Origin of the sequence: Saccharicrinis sp. GN24d3, assembly GCF_052400645.1 — a bacterium.
Lineage (GTDB): Bacteria > Bacteroidota > Bacteroidia > Bacteroidales > Marinilabiliaceae > Saccharicrinis.
The window spans coordinates 22,925-44,563 of record NZ_JBQTGI010000030.1; the positions used below are offsets into that span (position 1 = coordinate 22,925).

General features: G+C 34.9%; 12 protein-coding genes and 1 pseudogene. 12 read left to right on the plus strand and 1 reads right to left on the minus strand.

All coding sequences use genetic code 11. From position 1 onward, the window contains the following. Window positions 1-21: 21 nt before the first annotated feature. The 11 genes and pseudogenes from ACT29I_RS22795 to ACT29I_RS22845 all read left to right on the plus strand — a co-directional run bounded on the left by ACT29I_RS22795 (window position 22) and on the right by ACT29I_RS22845 (window position 19,192). Window positions 22-2,382, plus strand: a complete 2,361-nt coding sequence (locus ACT29I_RS22795; RefSeq protein ID WP_444794506.1) for an Hsp70 family protein — start codon at window positions 22-24, stop codon at window positions 2,380-2,382. Window positions 2,383-2,384: 2 nt separating this feature from the next. After that, complete coding sequence (locus ACT29I_RS22800; RefSeq protein WP_444794507.1) at window positions 2,385-3,512, plus strand: DNA/RNA helicase domain-containing protein; 1,128 nt, start codon at window positions 2,385-2,387, stop codon at window positions 3,510-3,512. A 19-nt stretch (window positions 3,513-3,531) separates the two neighbouring features. Next, window positions 3,532-5,298: a hypothetical protein gene (locus tag ACT29I_RS22805; protein ID WP_444794508.1), complete on the plus strand. Its 1,767-nt coding sequence runs from the start codon at window positions 3,532-3,534 to the stop codon at window positions 5,296-5,298. 380 nt (window positions 5,299-5,678) lie between these two features. Next, window positions 5,679-5,948 (plus strand): annotated as a pseudogene (locus ACT29I_RS22810) (DNA/RNA non-specific endonuclease); the annotation flags it as partial. 16 nt (window positions 5,949-5,964) lie between these two features. After that, window positions 5,965-6,579, plus strand: a complete 615-nt coding sequence (locus ACT29I_RS22815; protein ID WP_444794509.1) for an alpha-ketoglutarate-dependent dioxygenase AlkB family protein — start codon at window positions 5,965-5,967, stop codon at window positions 6,577-6,579. Beyond that, window positions 6,576-7,595 (plus strand): DUF1848 domain-containing protein, encoded by a 1,020-nt coding sequence (locus ACT29I_RS22820; protein ID WP_444794510.1) that lies wholly within the window; start codon window positions 6,576-6,578, stop codon window positions 7,593-7,595. The genes ACT29I_RS22815 and ACT29I_RS22820 overlap by 4 nt, the downstream gene beginning before the upstream one ends. 2 nt (window positions 7,596-7,597) lie before the next feature. Continuing rightward, complete coding sequence (locus ACT29I_RS22825) at window positions 7,598-12,175, plus strand: DEAD/DEAH box helicase (RefSeq protein WP_444794511.1); 4,578 nt, start codon at window positions 7,598-7,600, stop codon at window positions 12,173-12,175. Continuing rightward, window positions 12,175-13,539, plus strand: coding sequence for a hypothetical protein (locus tag ACT29I_RS22830; RefSeq protein ID WP_444794512.1), 1,365 nt, complete (start codon window positions 12,175-12,177; stop codon window positions 13,537-13,539). Before ACT29I_RS22825 ends, ACT29I_RS22830 begins: the two co-directional genes overlap by 1 nt. A gap of 1 nt (window position 13,540) precedes the next feature. Then, on the plus strand, window positions 13,541-16,036 hold the full coding sequence (gene pglZ, locus ACT29I_RS22835; RefSeq protein WP_444794513.1) for a BREX-1 system phosphatase PglZ type A: 2,496 nt from the start codon (window positions 13,541-13,543) through the stop codon (window positions 16,034-16,036). A gap of 20 nt (window positions 16,037-16,056) precedes the next feature. Further along, a complete protein-coding gene (gene brxL / locus ACT29I_RS22840) occupies window positions 16,057-18,090 on the plus strand; it encodes a BREX system Lon protease-like protein BrxL (RefSeq protein ID WP_444794514.1) in 2,034 nt (677 codons plus the stop codon). 955 nt (window positions 18,091-19,045) lie between these two features. Beyond that, entirely contained in the window at window positions 19,046-19,192 is a 147-nt protein-coding gene (locus tag ACT29I_RS22845) for a two-component regulator propeller domain-containing protein (protein ID WP_444794517.1), read from the plus strand. A 4-nt stretch (window positions 19,193-19,196) separates the two neighbouring features. Here ACT29I_RS22845 and ACT29I_RS22850 read toward each other — a convergent pair whose 3' ends face one another. Continuing rightward, window positions 19,197-20,696, minus strand: a complete 1,500-nt coding sequence (locus ACT29I_RS22850) for an IS5 family transposase (RefSeq protein ID WP_444794515.1) — start codon at window positions 20,694-20,696, stop codon at window positions 19,197-19,199. A gap of 287 nt (window positions 20,697-20,983) precedes the next feature. Here ACT29I_RS22850 and ACT29I_RS22855 point away from each other — a divergent pair, with 287 nt between their 5' ends. After that, entirely contained in the window at window positions 20,984-21,277 is a 294-nt protein-coding gene (locus tag ACT29I_RS22855) for a DDE-type integrase/transposase/recombinase (protein WP_444794516.1), read from the plus strand. The last annotated feature ends 362 nt before the right edge of the window (window positions 21,278-21,639 follow it).

Sequence of the window (21,639 nt, forward strand, 5' to 3'; positions counted from 1 at the left end):
TTCAGAAATAAGTTACATACAATGAGTGAACAAATTTATCCCATAAGCAATGAGTATAACCTACCTGATAAACATATCAACAGTTATGGAATTGATTTAGGTACTACTTATACTCTAATGGCTACAGTAGATAGTAGCCATGTAAACCTGAAGGAAAGTAACCGTATTCCTGTTAAGTTTATCAATATTGAACAGGAGAGTCCTAACATATATGACTCTACAATTGTTGATGAGAAAGTAGCTTCAATTGTCGCTTTGGTAGATGGTAAACCATATGTAGGAAACAACCTTTACCACTTAAAAGGAAGTCTTGGTTTTGAATATAAAAAGAACATGTTTTACAACTGGAAAGTTGAGATGGGCATTGACCAGTGCCCTATGTATCCCGAGGCCGTTTCTGAGAAATTGAATATGCCGTACAAAATTGCAGGAGGTATACTCAATTATTGTCGGTTAAAACATATTAAGGATCCTGCTAAAGTAATGGAAAACACCATAATTACAGTTCCTGCTTCTTTCCAGGTTAACCAGAGGAAAGATACTATAAAGGCTGCAGAGTTTAGCAAGATTAAAACATCGCAACAAATGTTAATTGATGAGCCCAACGCTGCTTTTCTTGGTTATTTTAACCGATTAAGTGAAGGGGAGAAACAAAAATGGGCAAGCCATGTAAAGAATAAGAATGTCTTGATAATTGATTTTGGGGGAGGTACCTGCGACCTTTCGATATTAAATGTTGATTTTATCCAAGATAAAGGCATTACCATAGGCAACAAAGCTATTTCCCGTTATAATGATTTAGGCGGACAGGACATTGACATGGTAATTGCGGAAGAGTTGTTATATCCAAAGTTTCTTGATCAACATCAACTTGATGATCAATTCGAAATTGCGGACGTACAAAATGTGATTCTTCCTCAACTGGCAGTTTACGGTGAACAATTAAAGATTGATTTATGTGATAAACTCAATTTGAAGTCAGCAGATAAAGATGTTGAAACGCTGGATTTAGAAAGTGTTTCCATCAAACTTGAGGACTGCAAAGTTGAATTTTGCTCTACAGAGTACAGGATTGAAGATGTTGGTATAACCGGATCCGATTTTAAAAAAATGTTTACCAAAATGTTTAGGGGCAAACATTATAATTTCAAGTATCAGGATAAATCAATAACAACAGTTAGTCATTCCATTTCCGAGATTATTGAAAAATCAGATCTAACCCTGGATGATATTCAATTTGTACTTTATGTGGGGGGTAGTAGCTTCAATCCCTTTCTTATCTCAATGGTAAAGGAAAAGTTATCTAATTCTATAAGTCTGGTATCGTCAGAACCGGATAAACTGGTTGCGGAAGGTGCTGCTGTATTTTCTTACTTTTATTACTATCATGGTCTGTCCTTAATCAGTCCAATAACCAGTGATACTATTGGGATAAAGCTAAAAGGGAATCGTTTTCACCCCATTATAGAAAAAGGACACTCACTTCCCATTAAAGTGGAGCTGCCCGATTTTAAAATACAAAGCAATCTCACCAATGAGATTGTCATTCCCGTATGCGTTAATGGAGTTGATTTTTCGATTGGGGAAATTCGTTGTCCTCTAAATGATTTTTACTCTATGGAGGACGTTGTTCGCATCGAGTCAGGAATTACAGCAGATAAGATATTTGACATTAAGGTTTTTATTAATGAAGAATTTATAGGAGAAGCAGACTTTGATAATCCTTTTGCCATTGGGAATGTCACTGAGGAAGAGTTAGAAGTACTAAAATTACAATCTCAAATGAATAAGGCACGTCAGAAAGGAAGTCGGGCTGAGGAAAAAAGAATATTACACGATCTTATTTGGAAACATTCGGATGCTGGTAATAAACAAGGTTCGTTGCAGTGTGCAGAAGAGTACATTAAACGTTTCGATGATCAAGATGCATATGTGTGGAATATGGTTTATTGTAATAACAGTTCATTAGGTAGGGTTAAGGCAGCTAAAAAAGGATTAGAACGAGCCGTAGAACTGGCTCCTATGGACACTACTTTTATTTATAATTATTCATTGTTACTGGCACGAGACAGCGAAGAAGAAGCGCTGGACTATCTCATAAATCAAGAGGAAGGAATTCGTAACGATGAAGGTATTCGATGCAAAATTGTTTTGCTAAAAAAAGAATGTGACATGGAATGCTTGGAAGAGGCCCGAGGAATTATCGAACATTACAAAAGTAAGCCCTACTATTATAGTGATTTCGACAAACGCATTTTGTTACCTGGAGTTTTTAGAATTGCTAATGAGCCGTATTCATATGCAGATCCTAAAGGAACCAAGAGAAGGGATGATGAAAAAAAGTTTCTAGATACAAAGAATCAAATAACCAAAAATATCTAATTATGTTTTTAATACCTTATAACAAATTATCAGATGATCAGAAAGGAATAATACGCCGCATATCGCGGGAACCATCTAACTTGTTTGTAGAGGGCCCTCCTGGGTCAGGGAAGACTTTAATAAGTTTATACACTATTAAAAACATTATTGAAAGTGAAGTAGTGCAACCATTGGTATTACTATACAACCATTCTCTATATGGTTATTTAAAAACCAGCATTAAAGAATTAGGGATTTTTGATAATGTTACTTTAGCAACTAAGGATAAATTTTTTTGGGGCTTGGCCAGTCAACATCGAATTTACCCACATAAAGAAGATCCTTATAAAAGAAAATATAATTATATTCTTACGGAATTATTGAAACTGGAACATAAACAAAACTGGGATATAGCTGTAATTGATGAGGTTCAGGATTTAAACAGAAAAGAATGGCAGCTGCTTAGAAAAATGGCAGGACGTATAACTTCAATGGGAGACTTTAACCAAGGAGTTTATAAAACAGATTTAACCAGAGGAGATGTTACCGATGACAGCCTAGTAGAACGCCTGTTTGATATTTTCCGGTTTCATAAATTTATAGCTAAAGTGGCAGATAAATTTTCAAGGCGTAAAGAAGGTTTAGAGAAAAAAGTATCCAAAATAGATACAAAACATGTAAAAATAATTGATATAAGTATAGCAAAAGAAGCCAGCGAGATAAAAAAAATACTGCCAGCACTTAAAAATCAACGTGACCGTATTGGTATCATTTGTCCATCAAAAAGACGTCTAGAAGCCATGCATAACCAATTAAACCACCTGAATGTTGAGCATCATTATTTCGAAGATAATAAAGCATTTCGCGAACATGACTTTACAAGTACTACACCTTTACTTATTACCAGCTCAAGTGCCAAAGGGTTGGAATTTGAAAATGTGATAGTTTTTGGTTTTGAGACGGATGATTACTTTGTTTCAAATTTTAACTCCGAGGATGAATTGGACGAGCTTATTTATGTATCTCTAACTAGGACTAATTCGGGTCTTTATATCCTTCGTACCCCAAATTCTATATCGAAGATTAAAGAACTAAAACAGGAAGTAGAAGAAGAATCTTCATCTGTTTCTTTAGACGATATTTTTGGATAATTATAAAATGTAAATGGTCATGATAAAAATATATTTAACATATAAAGAAATTGAAAAGTTGTGTTTTTCAAAATTCATCGAATTAATTGCAGATAGATTAAGTGATACAAAATCCACGAAAGACCGAAAGTATTTAATTGAAATAAACGAAGATGGTATGATACGGGATGATACTACTATTGTTGTTTTGTTTTCTTCAATTAGTATGTTTGAAATACCTAAGGTAGAACTTAACCAATTTAAAAATCAATTACGTATTCCTAATGGTATGCTTCGGTTGTCAAATAGAAAAGTGAAAGACAGCTCTAATCCTCAGGGGGAATTATTGGGTATGAACGAAGAAAAAATATGTACTGAATTATATCTGCCGATTAGACGTGGCTTAACACAACTATTGCTTTGGGGTTACAAATATAAAAAACAGCAAGCAACAATAAGTCAGTTTTATGAGGCCTTGTTAACTCCTAATGATTTTACAAAACAATTGATCTTAGAACTACTATCGGTTGGTGGATTTCCTATATTAAGAGTAAACACAGGTGATTATAAAAGTGATAATTACTACCGGTTAGTTTGGTGGGGGAAATTTTGCATAGATCATTTATTAATACCCAATCAAAGCAGTTTGAATGAGCATGAAATTAAAAAACATAAGAAATGGTTTTTAGATTTTGACATAATAGATCTCGCTAAAAACCATGAGCTTCTCAGATCTATGCCTGATTTATTTAACGAGAACTCCACGGTCATGTTAGGATATTTCTTTGCATGTATGACCAAAGAACAAGTGAATGCGCATAATATAGGTGATCAAATAAATGAGATATTGCAAGAGATAAGGGATGTTGATAATGAATATGAGATTCTTTGCTGGGCGATATTTTTTCAAGCTTTATTTATTGAGGAAGTAGATTATATTTTCCCTAATCCTTTAATTCAAGACCAGTTCTTGAGTATAGAGAAAAACTCTATATCTCTAGTTAATTATTTTAAAGAAAAACAAGAGAAAATAATTGGTTTACCATTAACATTCCGTTCTATTGATGAAGAGGATTTAATATATAAACAACTCTTTTTAAAAGAGTCGGAACTAAAAGAGACGCCTTTGATTCTTTCAAACAAGCAATTACGGGAGCCTTTTAAAAATGATTTTCTTTTTGGTGATAATAAAAAGCAAGTTGGACTTATCAATCAGGATTGGTTTAACTATATAAATATCAACCGTAATTTTGATGTAGAAGTAAAGTTGTCAGGAGATTTTGAGTCAAATGCTTTTTATGGAGACCTTTCTTTATCACAAAAAAATCAGTTAAAGAAGAAGGGTTTTGCTCCCAAAGTAAAGCCTCTCTCTCAACTTGTTTCAAAAGATAAGAAGGTTTTGGTAATTTTTATTTCTGAAAATTCATCTTATTTGCTTCCTCTTTATGAAGAAATATTAAAAAATGAAAAATGTACTATCAAAGAGGTAATTGTTATTTGGATGATTAATGTTGATGCAGATGAATTACATTCAACTCAGTTTGGCTTAAAGAAAAGCGAAGTAGCGGCCGACTTAGAGAATCGTCTTGGGAAAAAGGTAACCTTGATTGTTAAAAACATTCACAACTCAGATAACACGGAAGTTGTTCGGAATATAAAGGTCAGCCTTAAAGAATACACTTTAAAACAAGTAGAGTTGGTAGATAATATCATTGATGATGATAAATGCTATTGGTTAATAGAAGCAACTCAAGATTATGTCATAAAATCTGAAAAGATTAATTACTATTGTTGCTATAGTGGGTAATGTTAGCCAATTTGGTTAAAACTATATCTAGCAGTGTGTCGGACATACCAAGTTAAGCCCTTTAGAATAGCATAGGGGGGCATGGGAAAAGCTAAAAAAGGCTAAAGTCCGACAGGCTCCTAGTAAGTTATATAATAACCATTCATAATTTTAAGGTTATGATCTGTATAACTTTTACTTAACAAGCTCTAAAGCAAACAATTTTTTTTTAAGCATGTCATTGACTAATATATCACAAGCACTATATCAATTATTTCAAAGTCATCGCATTGTTTTTTGGTACGATGAAAAGGAAGAGATGACGGAGTAAAAAAAATGGAGGAGATTATTCACATACAGCGGTTAATGCCTAACTAAATGGTTTAAAGGGAGACCATGCTGGTCACCTATTTGTAAGTAACCTTGGTGGTCGTTCGGAAATGATTAATTACATATCCCCAAATGGAGCTATAAATCAAGGTAGTTTTAATAAGATGGAGCAATTTATATATGCAAACAGAGATAAAATAAAAGACTATACCGTCAATCTGATGCAGCCAGGTAAATCTCTGAGATCTGATAAAATCAAAGAGACTTATCAAATCGGAGGAGAATTGGTGACTAAATTATTCAGGAATCAGGGTTATGTAGGAAGTGCTGCAGAATCTTAATTTCTAACATTAAGCTATGAAACAACTCAATCTGTTTAATCAAGAAAGTGTTGAACCACAGTGGGTAAATATCACCAATGGTGAATACTTATACGTGCCAATTTTTTTCGGTATGGATGAGGCCAACAGGCATTTCAAGTCTTTGTTGAATGATATTGAATGGAAGCAGGAATTCATGAATATGTATGGGAAAAAATTACCCTTCCCCAGACTAACATCATGGTATGGCGACAATGACAAACCTTATTCATTTTCGGGCATTACCCTTGCTCCAATGCAATGGAACGAGACCTTATTGGAGATAAAGCGTAAGATAGAACCAAAGGCAGAAACAAGGTTTAATAGTGTATTGTTAAACCGTTATCGTAATGGTAATGATTCCATATCATGGCATACCGATGCTGAAAAAGAACTAGGAACAAACCCCATTATTGCTTCAGTTAATTTTGGAGCCACACGTAAATTTCAATTGCGGCATAGAGAAACTAAAGAGAAAATAGAATTGGGGTTAAGCCATGGCAGTCTGCTTATTATGGCTGGTGAGTTACAGCACTATTGGCAGCACCAGGTGCCCAAAACAAAAAAAGAAGTAAAAGAACGAATAAACTTAACTTTTAGAGTTATTAAATGAGCTGGACAAAAATAGATATAACAAACGATCAGGGCCAAAAAGTAAGCGCGCAGGCACCCATCATCGTGTCGGCCAGTCGCAGTACCGACATACCGGCTTTTTATGCCGATTGGTTTATAGAACGATGGAAAAAAAGATACATCAAATGGAAGAATCCTTTTAATGGGGTACCATTATATGTGGCTTTTGAAAAAACCAGAGCCGTGGTTTTTTGGACCAAGAATCCGCGACCTATGATGAAACATCTCCCTATTTTGAAGGAGAACATTAAAAACTTCTATTTTCAGTTTACACTCAACGATTATGATTTAGAAGGTTACGAAGGCAATGTTCCGCCTGTGCAGAGTCGCATCAATACATTTACTGAACTCTCGGAGCAGATCGGGAAACAGTATGTTATTTGGCGATTCGACCCCATGATATTAACGGATACCATTACCGTTGATACCTTATTGGAGCGAGTTAAAAACATAGGCGACCAGTTACAAAACTATACCAACAAACTGGTATTCAGTTTTGCGGATATCGGAATATATAAGAAAGTAGCTAACAACCTTAAAAAAGAGAATATTGCTTATCAGGAGTTTACCGAAACCACCATGCACCAGTTTGCCAAGGGGCTTCAGGAACTCAATAAAAAATGGAACTTTGAAATTGGTACCTGTGCCGAAAAAATACCCTTGGAACAATATGGTATCCAACACAACAAGTGTGTGGATGATGATCTGATGATTGACCTATTTCCGCATGATGAAGAGCTGATGAAATTCCTGGGTGTCTCCATTACACCTGCTTCTCTTTTCGACCCTACACCTAAAATTGAAAAGAAGAAAAACAAAAAAGACAAAGGCCAACGTGAATTATGTGGCTGTATTATAAGTAAAGATATTGGCCAGTACAACACCTGTCCGCATGAATGTGTATACTGTTATGCCAATACTTCAAGAGCAGCTGCGCAAAAAAACTACCAAGCACATAAAGAAAATCCTGTTTGTGATACCATTACCGGCCTTTAACTATGCAACACTACATAAACTTAATACAAGAGTTAAAAGATCCTACTTTTCAGCAGATTAGACAAATTGCTGCCGATAGCATAAGTCACTTACCCAAACCAGAACGAGATGAGTTGTGGAGGCAATTAAATCATGGTGTTGATTTATTAGATTCTCATGAGTTGATGTGTCAGTATTTATTTTCCTATGGAAACATGCACGAAGGCAAGATACATGATGCCTTAAATGGATTGGCGGATGATGTTTTTTTTGGAAATATTGAAATAGTTGATTGGGGATGTGGCCAAGGGATGGCAACATTGGCTTTTTTTGATTTTGTTTCTGCGAATAATAAAAAAACCAAAGTTAATAAGGTTACCCTCATTGAACCGTCTGAGAAAGCATTGGAAAGAGCTGCCTTGCATGTGAATTCCTATGTCAATGATTTCAATAAGATAAGGGCTATAAATAAATACCTGGATGAGGTGGATCATGAAGATATTCAATCAGATGGTAATCATCCGGTCATTCATTTATTTTCCAATATTTTGGATATTAAACAGATTGACCTTAAACTGCTATCAGAAAAGGTAGACAATTCAGTTTTAGGTGATAATTATATTATCTGCGTAGGGCCTTTAAACTATGGGAACAGACGTATTGATGCTTTTCATGATTACTTTGACGTGCCAGCACTTTACGAAAAGAATGAATCACAATTCAATTACGGAGGTTCAAATACCTGTACTTGTAATATAAAAGTCTTTCAACTAAAATATACTGGAGAAGGTCATCTGATCCCCATTGAGTTCTATCCTTCAGTGCAGTTTCATGGGGCTTATCAGCTAGATTGTATTGGAACCTTACGAAAACGATTAGATGAAAACAAACAAAAAAGGATTAATGAATTTTACCAAAAACTAACTTGCTTTGAAACAGCGACACCTTTCGATATTGGCGCAAGTGTTTATGATGATGTTCATCCTCTTTTAGCGGTTTTAAATAATATGGTTACAAGAGGACTGCCTACTAAAGCAAGCCCTTTTATAGAATCTCAGTTTGAACAAGCATTTGGTATGACCCAAAGAGAGGATCGCCCTAACGGGGATATCACTTTTAGTCTTCATGACGATTTTGACTATCTATATGTATTAAATTGGATTCGCAAACAGCTAAAAAACAATTACATACCAGATTATTCTGATATTGATATAGTTCAAGCCCAAATGGTGCTATCTCCTATTGCTATTGCTCGGATTCAAAAAACTATCCTGGAAGCAGTAATGACTGATCAATTAGATATTGAAAAGAATACCTGGAGAATATTGGTGGAAGAAAAGGATGTGCCATGTGCGGCAATTGCTTTTAAAGATTTAGAACTGCTTTATAATAATTTGGCAAGCTTAAGCCAATTATATCAGGATATGGATTTCCCTAACATTGAACTCGACATTGTTAGCCCTATAGAATTTTGCCAGTCCCCTCTGCATCTTGGTAATAAAGTTTATACAGATAGCTCGGAACTTGATAATAATACGAGATATGATTTAGTGATTGACATGTCTGTATTGCAATATAGTAGCATAGAAAAAGACAGCTTTAGTACATTTAAATGCAGAAATCAATGTTATTTTAATGTTCAACCTGCTCAAACTAAAAGAAGTAAAAGAACAATTTATACGAGTGACAAGATCGAATATCGTGATTTGGTGTTTAAGGATTCTCGTGGGGATTATACTGATATTACTGAATCAAAAGAATTGCTGGAATTCTTTCTTCAGCTCCTCTTTCGGAAAAAAGATTTTCGCCCAGGGCAATTGCCCATCCTTCATAGAGCATTACAAAATAATTGTGTTATTGGATTACTACCTACGGGAGGTGGTAAATCATTAACATACCAGCTTGCCGCAATGTTACAGCCTGGAGTTACGTTGATTGTAGACCCGCTGAGTTCTTTAATGAAAGACCAGTACGACGGTTTAGTCAGGGCAGGAATTGATTGCTGTACATATATCAACTCTACAGTTTCAGATAAAGAACATCGGGCAATGCAAATGGAAAGATCGGAATTGTTATTTGTATTTCTATCTCCTGAGCGACTAGGTATATATAATTTCAGAGAACGCTTAAAACTAATGCACGAGACCCATGTTTACTTTGCGTACGGTGTTCTTGACGAAGTGCATTGTGTATCGGAATGGGGGCATGACTTTAGATTCTCCTATTTACATATGGGACGAAATATATACCAATATGTAAAAGCCAAAGAAGGCAATGTGTCGTTATTTGGACTAACAGCTACCGCATCATTTGATGTACTGGCGGATGTTGAACGTGAGTTATCCGGTGAAGGAGCCTTCGATTTAGATGCGGATACCATTGTTCGATACGAAAACACCAACCGATTAGAGCTACAGTATCGAGTTGAAAAAGTGAATGTTGAATATGAATTGGATCCATTTTATAAATATGGCTTATTAGACTCAGGATTACCTAAAGCTGTTAATTTATTTGCACCTAAATCATCACAAGCCATCAATGAATCTAAAAGTAAAGTTCTGTCTGAATATATTAAAAAAGTGCCTAAATATTTGAATGAATTACAGTCCGAAGATGCTTTAAAAACGATTCAACATGCATTTGCCGAACGTCAAAACATTCAATTACAAGAGTTCGATTTAACGGTTGAGATGCCCAATAAATATTTCGATAAGAATAAGGAATATAAACAAGCCGGTATTGTTTTTTGTCCCCACAAAGCAAACACAGGTATTTCTGTACTTGCAAATAAAAAAGCATTAGAAAGTGATATAAAGGATATAGGTAGTTTCTTTGGAGGAGATGATGGTGATTCTTCCATGAAAAATCTTGAATTATTCAGAAATAACCAACAAGCCATTATGGTAGCCACTAAAGCTTTTGGCATGGGAATCGATAAGCCAAACGTTCGCTTTACCATCAATATGAATTATTCCAGCTCCTTAGAAAGTTTTGTGCAGGAAGCAGGTCGTGCAGGTCGTGACCAAAAGATGGCTCTTTCCACTATTTTGGTGTCAAACTATAAGTTGGCAAGAATTAACAAGAATTTTCCAATTTTAGATTTCCCTTTAAAACACATTAAAAACCATTGGTTTTATCCAGAAGACCTGCAAACAATCTGTAATCATTATAAGCTTTCTATAGATTCAGAATATATTGATTACTGTACGCCGGAATCAGACATTGTTCAAGTAAATTGTTCTGTTCGAAAAAAGGTTGAAGATGAAGAGATTTATATTTTTGCAAAGAAAAAATGTAAAGACTTATGTCATGAATATGAAAAATGTGATGCTTCAAGAGTACCAGATAATGCAAGAGGCTGGCATTATCTAAAGGATTTGCAAGAGAAGTTGGCTAAAGATAATTTAGATGTTAGAAAGAAAAACATACAATACCAAAATACAGACTATGAGACGGTAATGTATTTCTATAACAATAGCTTTAAAGGAGCTATCATTGAAAAAGAATTTATGAATGATATCTTAAGTTTAAAAACAATAGATATGTTCTTTGGCAATGATATGGAGATGAAATCAGTTAAGAAAGTTAAAGGTTTCTTATCTTCTCTTTTGGCTGCTAAGGTGGGGGAGGAAATTGTTTCATTTATACCATATGTTGATGAAGATAAAGAAAAAGGAATTGAAGGTGATTCAATAGATGTAGCCAAGGCTATTTACCGTATGACTTGTATTGGGCTGATTGAAGACTTCACACAAGATTATAAGAATGGTCATTATCGAATCGTATCTGTAAGAAAGGAAGAAGGTGGATACTACAAGGGTTTAAACCGTTTTTTATTAAGATATTATAATACAGATAGGTCTGCACTAGAGCTGGAGAAAGCGAAAGGATTTAATATCAAGGAAGATCCTGATTATCCGGTAAAAAATGAAATAAATCGTTGCCTGGAATATCTGATTGAATTTATTTACGATAAGATATCAGAAAAGAGGAAACGTGCGATTGACGATATGCGTAACTTCTGTATTGCAGGTATTGATGAATCGAAAGACTGGAAAGATAGAAATGAAGAACTGAAGGACTTTATCTACTATTACTTCAACTCTAAATATGCCAAAGAAGACTATATAGCAGATAATGGTGAAGAATATTCATTAACCATGGATACAGATAGAGGGAAAGAATCATCTGCACATATTTTATTCAAATATATGAAAGTGATCAATGATGAGTTAGTAGGTGCTAGTGTACCCATTGATAATGTAAAACACCTGCAAGGTGCGGTGCGTTTAATTCGTCGATCATTAACGGATTCCAACCCGGCGCTTTCTTTGCTAAATGCATTTTGTTTATTTTACCTGGGTACCAATAACAATGATATACTAGTGGAGGAATTAACTAACAGTTACAAGGATGGAGTAATGGAATTTGAAAAGCGCACTGAAGATAAGTTAGCGTTTTGGGATTTATTTGAAGTTTATAATAGTATTTTAGAACCAATATCTACAGATAAAACATTTTTACTTCAGTTAAAATCAGAAGTGTCTCTTGCAATACATGCCAATAAAATAAGTAATATAGCCACAAAATATACCTTATAATGAAGTCTGAAAATATTAATAAGTCATTAGTTGAAATACAACAGAGTTTAACAAAAATTGATTCTGCAAGAGTTCAAGTAGAAAAAGTAGCTGAAACAGGCACTATGTTATCCAGTGCAACCAAAGACCTCGCTCAAGAAGTAAAAAAAATGGCAGATGTCATTAAAAATGAAACGTCATCTGTTCTTCATTCATTTTCTGTCTCATTAGCTGATTTTGAACAAAAGATGCATGATTCTATCGATAACGGGGATCAGAGTATTGGTCAAAAGGTAAAAACCTTTAAAGAAACTGCAAAAAAAATAGAAGAAACTACTAAATCTGAACTCAAGAATGTCAACAACCAATCTGCTGAACTTATCAAGAAGTATGAAACAGACTTAGCAAATAAATTGGATGCCGTCATCATCAACTTAAATGGAAAATTTATTGATTTTGAGAGCAGTATTGCAGATGTAGCGCGGGAAAGTCAAAAAGGAATTGCTGAAAACATTCAAGGTTTCAATAAGGCTGTTGGTAAACTGACAGAGATTAGTCATAACACAATTAATGAAGCAAAGTCATTAGCCAGCGAAACAGCAAAGAATCAAGAAGTGCAAATAGCAACAGCTATTGAAACCATTGGCGCCAGTTTCTCTAATAAACTTGTAGCCTTCGAGGATAAGATAGGGAGTGAAACAGAAAATAATAAGAATGTTATTACTGAAAAAATTGAAGATTTCACTAACTCAACAATTAAGCTTAAGGAGATTAGCCATAACGCAATCCATGAACTAAGATCATTAACCAGCGAAACAATAACGAATCAAGAAGCACAAATTACAGCAGCTATTGAAACCATCATAGTTAATTTTTCTGATAAGTTGGTTCAATTTGAATCTAGGATTGGGAACATAACAAAAGAAAATACAAATTGCATATCTAAAGAAATTCAGGATTTTAATACGTCCATTAATGAACTGAAATCGGACAATAATAAGTCTATAAATGGAATCAAGGAAATCGCCATTGAATCCATAGAAAAGCAAACTACTCAAGCCGAGCATATTATTAAAACGCTTATTGCTTATAGTGATAAAATACAAAGGTTAGTTCAACAGTTATCAATTATTAATTTTTCTAACGAATTAGAGAAACTTAATAACTCAATTGCTAAAACTAATAATGAAACTCATCATATTCAGCAAAAAATTCAAAACATGGAGAAAAGCATCTCCGAGACACTATCTAAAACTTCGGAAATGCAGGAAAAGATATTTATAAAGCAACGCAATAATACATACATCACCTGGGCCCTAATAGTATTATCAACCAGTGGTTTCTTCGTATTGAGTAATTATAAATTTTTCTTAAGTTTATTCTAATATGAACAACATATCTCAAGCCCTAATCAAGCAGTTCCAAAATCATCGCATTGTTTTTTGGTACGATGAAAAAGTAGAGCTAACCCAGCAGTTCAATGAGTTGGATATGGATGGTGTTGAAAAAGTTCATGTTCAAGGCAATGAATTTGAAGTAAAACACCTTGTTGTTAAGCAACATCCTAATAAAAAGTTCCTGCTGTATTTTACCAGTCCAAAACCATTAAATGAAGAAAACTGGTTGCTCGACTTGGAATTGGCTTATCATGTCTTCCATACAGATAAAGAAGCCATGTTTTTGCAAGAAATAGGCTTAGGTTATCATTTAAAGGAGTTGGTAGCAGAACATGTGAAATTTTTCGAGGCGAAGGAACGTCGGCTAAAGCTAAAGGAACTACTAGGTGAAGGCGATGAGCATCGGGACATTCGTTATAAAATGCTGGCAGTATTATTTGATACGGAGAATATCAGCTTAGTCACCTTTATACATGCCCATGGATCAGCATTTGCAGATGAAAACGAAAAGTATGATAAAGAATTAGAGCGTTATAACCTGGCTAATTTTTATTGGAGCGAAGTAACCCGAAAATATAACTACCAAAATGAGGAACCTTCCATTTACGATTTCTTACTGGAAGTATTTGAACACAACTTTTCCCTAGGCAAGAAGGGAACTGTGAGTAAGGAAACTCGATTAATATTATCTCTATGGCGAGATACTATAAAATATAGAGATAGCTTTAATGTTGTGTCTGGTAAAATTGCCGAAGATATTGATTTGGAGACCAAGTTAAACGATGCCAACCTTGATCAGACAATTGGTGATGAGCTATTCCGCTTGTCCGATTTAAAAGTAATACATGAATTGGTTCATCAGATTAGTGCGGAAACCATTAGTTACGATAAAGTTTCGCAGTACATTAAGCAACGGGAAAATAAATTTTGGTTTAATGAATTTAGTGCGTTTTATCAATCATTACAAGAAGCATCATCTTTAATTGCTTTAATACGAAAGTATTCAAGCACACAATATGAGTCCTTGTCGGAGGGTGTTGAGCATTACACAAAGTTGCTTTACCGGGTAGATAGTGTCTACCGAAAGTTTATTTTTAGCTACCGCAGGACCAATCAAAACAAAATACTATCTGAATTATTTGATCAAGTTGAGAAGGTGTATTCCAATGATTGGTTGCTTCAGTTTACAAATAATTGGCAGCAAGTTATTGATGCCTTAGATTCTTGGCCAACAGGTGTACGTCATAGTCAGCAACAATTCTTTAATGTACATGTAAAACCCTTTATTCAAAAGAAAATGCGCCTTTTTGTTATTATTTCCGATGCTTTTCGATACGAGTGTGGTGCAGAACTAAGTAAACGCCTTCAATCAGAAAATCGATATGAGTCATCTATTGACTATATGCTGAGTTCGTTACCATCCTATACGCAATTAGGCATGGCATCCATGTTACCCCATAAGAATTTGGCTATACAAGATAAGTCAGATATTGTAGTTGCCGATAATATGAGCAGTTCAGGTATACAAGGACGAAGTAATGTTTTATTATCCAATTCGGGTGTTGATGCAACTGCCATTAAGGCCGAGGATTTTATGAAAATGAATTCAGCCAAAGAGGGACGGGCTTTTGTAAAAAAGTACGATTTAATTTATATCTACCACAATAGGATTGATAAGGTAGGTGATGACAAAACAAGCGAGGATAAAGTATTTGAGGCTGTAGAAGATGAACTGCAGTTTTTAATGGATCTCATGAAAAAAATAGCCAATATGAACGGTTCAAATATGATGGTGACCTCGGATCATGGCTTTTTATATCAGCATAGCGAATTAAGTGAGAGTGATTTTTCTGTTTCAAACCATCAGGGTGAAGTGTGGAAAGAGAATAGACGGTTTGTCATAGGTAAAAATTTACAAGGAGATAATTCTACGAAGCTGTTTAAGGGTAAAGATTTGAATCTATCAACGGATATTGATTTGTTGTTTCCAAAATCAATAAACCGATTGAGAGTTAAAGGTGCTGGATCTCGTTTTATTCATGGCGGCACATCGTTACAGGAAATTGTGGTTCCGCTTGTTAATGTGACCAAAAAGAAAAAAGACACAGTGAGTCAAGTTGATATTGATATCATTAAATCAACAGATCGCATAACCACCAATATTCTTTCGGTATCCTTTATTCAGAGTAATTTGGTAACAGAGCAGGTATTGCCAAGAGTACTAAGAACAGCTATTTATGCTGAAGATGGCGAACTTCTCAGTGATCAGTTCAAATATAACTTTGATATTGCCGAAGGTTCAGAAAGAATGAGAGAAGTGAAGCATAGATTTCAGTTAAGCTCTAAAGCTAGCAGTAAATATAAGAATCAGCGCGTTCGTTTAGTGCTGGAGGAACCTGTTGAAGGAACCACAAAGTGGAGAGAGTATAAAGATTATTTTTATACCTTAAATATATCGTTTACAAACGATTTTGATGGAATTTAATCTTAAGCCAAAGAGACAGTATGACAACTTTAGATGAAAAAATTAATAAATACTTTGGTGGAAAGGTAGTAAGAAAAGACCTTACTAAATTAGTGAAAGGAAATGCCATAGTACCAACTTATGTACTTGAGTATTTATTAGGCCAGTATTGTGCCACTGATGATGAAGATACCATTAACCAGGGTGTTGAAACAGTAAAAAACATCGTTATTAAGCACTTTGTCCATAGAGATGAAGCCCAGATAATAAAATCGACGGTAAGGGAAAAGGGATCGCATAGGATTATTGATAAGATCTCGGTTAAACTCAATGATCGTTTAGACCAATATGAAGCATCGTTTGCAAATTTAGGATTGGCCAAGATACCTATTTCTGATGCTATCATTCGAAGTCACAAGAAATTACTATCAAGTGGAGTGTGGTGTATTCTTACTTTAGCTTATTTTTCAAATGACGAAAAAGATAGTTCACCATGGATCATCGAGAATTTAAAGCCTATTCAGGTATCCAATGTAGAAATGGACGAATATAAAGAGCTGCGCAAAAACTTTACAAAGGAGGAGTGGATTGATATGCTTATACAAAGCATTGGCTTAAATCCAGAAGAGTTTACTTTTCGTTCTAAATTGCTACAATTAACCCGGTTGGTTCCTTTTGTGGAGAACAATTATAATCTGATTGAATTGGGCCCCAAAGGAACGGGTAAATCACATATTTACTCTGAGATGTCTCCGCATGGCATATTGATATCTGGTGGTGAGGTATCGAAAGCGAAGCTATTTGTCAACAATAGTTCTGGAGAAATTGGGCTTGTGGGATATTGGGATGTGGTAGCCTATGATGAATTTGCCGGAAAAACCAAAAAGTCGGATAGAGGTTTGGTAGATATCATGAAGAATTATATGGCGAATAAATCATTCTCTCGAGGTACGGAAGTTTATGGTGCATCAGCATCTATGGTTTTTGTTGGGAACACTGATCATTCAGTTCCGCATATGATCAAGCATAGTAACTTATTTGATGCATTACCAAAGGATTACTATGATACAGCTTTTCTGGATAGGATGCATGCTTACCTTCCTGGTTGGGAAGTTCAGAAGTTACGTAATGAGATGTTTACCTCGAATTATGGATTTATTGTTGATTATTTAGCAGAGGTATTAAAAGAGCTTAGAAAAGAAGATAAAACCAATGAGTTTTCGAAGTATTTTACTTTGTCAGATTCCATAACAACAAGAGATAAAACATCTATTGCTAAGACCTTTGCTGGTTTGGTAAAGGTGATATATCCGCATGGAGAAGTTACAGAGCAAGAAGCTAAAGTAATATTGGATTTCTCCATTGAGAACAGGAAAAGGGTAAAGCAGCAATTGCAAAAAATGGATGAAACCTTTGAAGAGGTAGATTTCTCCTACACATCGAAGGAAGATGATAAAACAGTTTCCATACTGACCTTAGAAGAAAAACAATATCCTTCTTTGAGTAAGGTTTCAACTGGTAGAGAACCTGTAATAGTTAAACCGATTGAAACTGAAGCCAAAGAAAAGAAAACTGAAGAACTTCTTTCCGGCAAGCACTTAGTTATTGAAGAAAACTCAAAAGGAATTAGCTATCAGAAGCTATTCGCTCCATACATCAATGGAGCTACAAAAATAACGGTATTAGATCCTTATGTTCGCCAATTCTATCAGGTTAAGAACTTTATGGAATTTATTCAGATGCTACTGAAAAATAAACAGGAAGGTGAAGATATAGAGCTAAAACTGGTTACCAAATGTGATGAGTTTAGGGAACTGGAAACCGAAGAAAGACTAGAGCAACTTAAAGAAAGCATTGATGGTTCCGGAATTATCTTCGATTTTGAATTTGACCAATCACAAAGTTTTCATGCAAGAAGCATTGAAACAGATACAGGCTGGAAAATAAGTATGGATAGAGGGTTAGATATTTTTCAACCTTATGACTTTAAAAACCCGTTCAACCTTGCCAATAATATTCAGGAAGAAAGGCTTTGTAAGTCATTTGAGGTTACATATTTAAAGGATGTGGAATAAGTCTAGATAAAAAATGGATAAATACTATTGTAACAGGAAACCAAGAAAATGTCCAAAGTGTGGCAGCTCGACAATTGCAAATATTCTCTATGGGATGCCTATCTGGGATGAAAGATTACAAGAAAAATTGGATACTGGTAAAACGGTTCTTGGAGGTTGTGTAATTTGTGACGATGACCCAGAGTGGCATTGTACAAATTGCAATAGTGATATTATTAAAGTATAGAAATCAACGTAAGCATTCGCGCTCACACGTCAATAATGCTCAAACCATTTTGTTAATGTGAGACCTTCCAACATTGCGTAGAATCCATGGACAATTCCCGCTATTCTAAGATTTTTTCCAATTGTACGGTAAAAGGTCCGCTAAAATCCCGTGTTAGCTCACATTAATTTGAAAAACGACAGGTAAAAATTCCATGTTAGCGAAGTATCTCAGTTGCAGGCCGCAGATTTCCCTCTTTCGTGAAAAGACAATTGTAAACAATAAAAAAGCCCGCCGTCGCAATAAAATGCTTTGGCGGGCGAAGGCGGAGAGGGGGGGATTCGAACCAACTTTCCAAATCGCAATAATTACCGGTGTTTGGAGTGGTAAAGAAATATCTGTTCACCTAAGCGTTCACCAAAGATGAAAAGAGATTGATTTCGGGATGAATCTTAGTTTGAATTACCTTATCATAATAATACTAGTGTCTTAGTAAACTGGTGTTTGGTGAAACTGATTAACTGGCACATAACTTTAAGAAGGAGATTGTAAAATGTACATATACCCAAGTATAATTAATAAAGGTTTTAATATCTTAGGCGTATAGTGTTGCTTATAACGAAAATTTTATAAGCAATTTACAGGGACTGGTGTTATAAAGCTGTATTTATTGGTATAGGATTGTTTTTTCATTTTTTAGATTTTAATGCTCAAAACTATTCTGTTACTCAGTTATCAGTAGCAGATGGGGTGTCACAAAATGAGGTTACCTCCATAGCGCAGGATATATATGGATTTATGTGGTTTGGGACCCAGGGAGGATTAAACAGATTTGATGGTTATTACTTTCAGCAATTTAAACCTTCAGAGCAAGAAGAGATAAATAGAGTTTGCTGAAGTTCTATTTTATATTTTGTTGATTTATTTTTACAGTACAAATCTGAAAACGATATTGTTGAAAATAAACCAGTGCTAATAACGCTTTAATATGATTTTTAAGAAATAAGCCGCAAAGTTTGCCGTATTTATGGGCTACCTGAACTAATTTAGTTAGATTCATTACAAAAATTATGGCATTTACCCATGATTCAGAAGTATCTTGAAGTTTTGCCTTTATATTATTGAGTCCATATCCTCTTTTTCCTTGACCAAACTTACCTTCAACGTGATTCCTTTCTGCAGGATTCTTCTTCCTATAATGTTTTTGAGCTGATGACACTTTGATTTTAGGTGGTCGGCCAAATGGTTTCCCGACAATCTGGATATTATTCAGCTTTAAAAAACCTCTGTTTTCACGTGTTAAATAGATGCCATCGCCAAGAAAGTACTTTGGATATCTGCCATACAGATCTTTAAAATTTTCTACCTGAAGTTTAACATCAGCTCCCTCGTTAAATGCATCCCAGCTAAACTTATCTATTCGGCAAAAACCACCCACTTCACTCATGTTAAACTTTGATCCAAACTCTACTTTTGACTTATCCTTTCCCCTAACTATTGGCCGCACGAAAGGCTGGTATAGGTTTACAATTCGGTTATCACACTTATGGGTCTTGGTATCGTACATTACCTTTTGTTGATCGTATATTTTCCGGATTGTTGATAATATTTCCAAATCGCGATGGCTTAACTTGACTTTGCTATCTAAATCAAGAATCTGCCTGTCAACTATCTTAATGTCCCGGCTGACATATTGGAGTTGTTTTCTCATGCCTTTCCTGATGGCTTTTGAACTCTTCTTCTTGTTTTTAGCCACAGCAAGGTAGTCCTTGCGGGCAACCCTTCGGTAGGTTCTAGGCTTCTTTTTATCTATCGAGTGGTTATGCAACAAATCAATTATCCGCTCCAGGTTCTCACGGCATTCGTTCAGAAGTTTAAGATCTGTGGGATAGGTTATCTCCTGGTCCGCAACAGTAGCGTCTACCTTCAGTGTGCCTTTGTTTCCATCACTGTGGCTATCATCTTTTCTTTTTAACCTGGACTGGTGTGGCTTTATTCTTTCTGACTTCTCTATTACAATCTTGTTAAAGGCATCGAATTCCTTGCCTCCCATTCTTTTCCTGATTTCGACAAACAAACTTGGATCAAAAGCCGAATCTACCGTAAATTCCTTTAGCCCGCAAAAGTACTGTATATAGAGATTTTCAGATATCATATCAATAGTACCCCTGTCATCCAGGTTAAGTTTGTGCTTTACAATTAATGCACCAATGACAGTTTTTACATCTACGCTTTTTCGGCCCGTGGTAGAATTTAATTTTTGACAATAAACTGACGCTAGTTCATCCCATGGTATCAGTTCCACTAAAACTACCCATCTATTTTTCTTATCCAACTCTTTTTCGAACGGATGCTTAAATAATTCTAGTCTCAACTGATTTTGTGGTGTGTAATTGATCATATCTGCAAGGCTTTTGATACTAATTTATTAAAAGCCTTGCACTTAATGAATTCTAGGGGATTCCTTTATTAACCTTTTACTTTAGTTATCAACAGGTTATTGCAAAAATTGAACTTTTTCAGCAGATTCTATGTAGTTTGATTTTTAATACTTGCTAATTTTACCTTTCCACAAAAACATAGGTTATATGTTCAAGTACCACCGATATCCCAAAGCAAAAATCCTCCAGGCAGTTTATTTCAAATTAAGGCTCATTTCATGTTGTTATTGGTATTATATAGAGCGCGGTGGATAAGGATGGAAATACAATAGGTTGCTTAATTATCAAGAGAAGAATGAAAGGATTTGCTCAGAAGTATTTAAATAAAGCGATTGGGAACAACAGTATCCCACGTGTTATAAGTATCGATAAGAGTGGAGCAAATAAAGAAGGAATAATGACATTCAACAAGAGAAATTTTAAGAATGTAAAATGGAGACAATGCAAGTGTTTGAACAACATTGCCAAACAGGATCATCGTAACATCAAAAGAAAAATAGTCATCAGTAGAGGATTTAAAGACCTTGAGTCAGCACAATGAACTCTGGCAGGAATTGAAATTATAAATATCATTGGAGAAAATCATATTATAGATTCAAAATCAACTACATTTAAATGATTTAATTCTTTGGCTTCGTAATAATTAAATAGTGTATGCTTTTAAAAATCATGTGGGTTTAATGCGACAGAACCGAAGAAAATCTTCATATTGAGTTACGTTTGGATTGTAATTGTTAAATTGATTTTACTACCCTGTTAATTAATATTGGGTTCAGGTTAGTGTAATTGTGTTTACTTAATTCTACTTTGACAGATTAAAAAAAAAGTAACAACTCAGGTATCCAAGGCAACATAATTATATCGGCTATTTAGAAAGGCGATTTTGCCTTAAGATTAGAGATA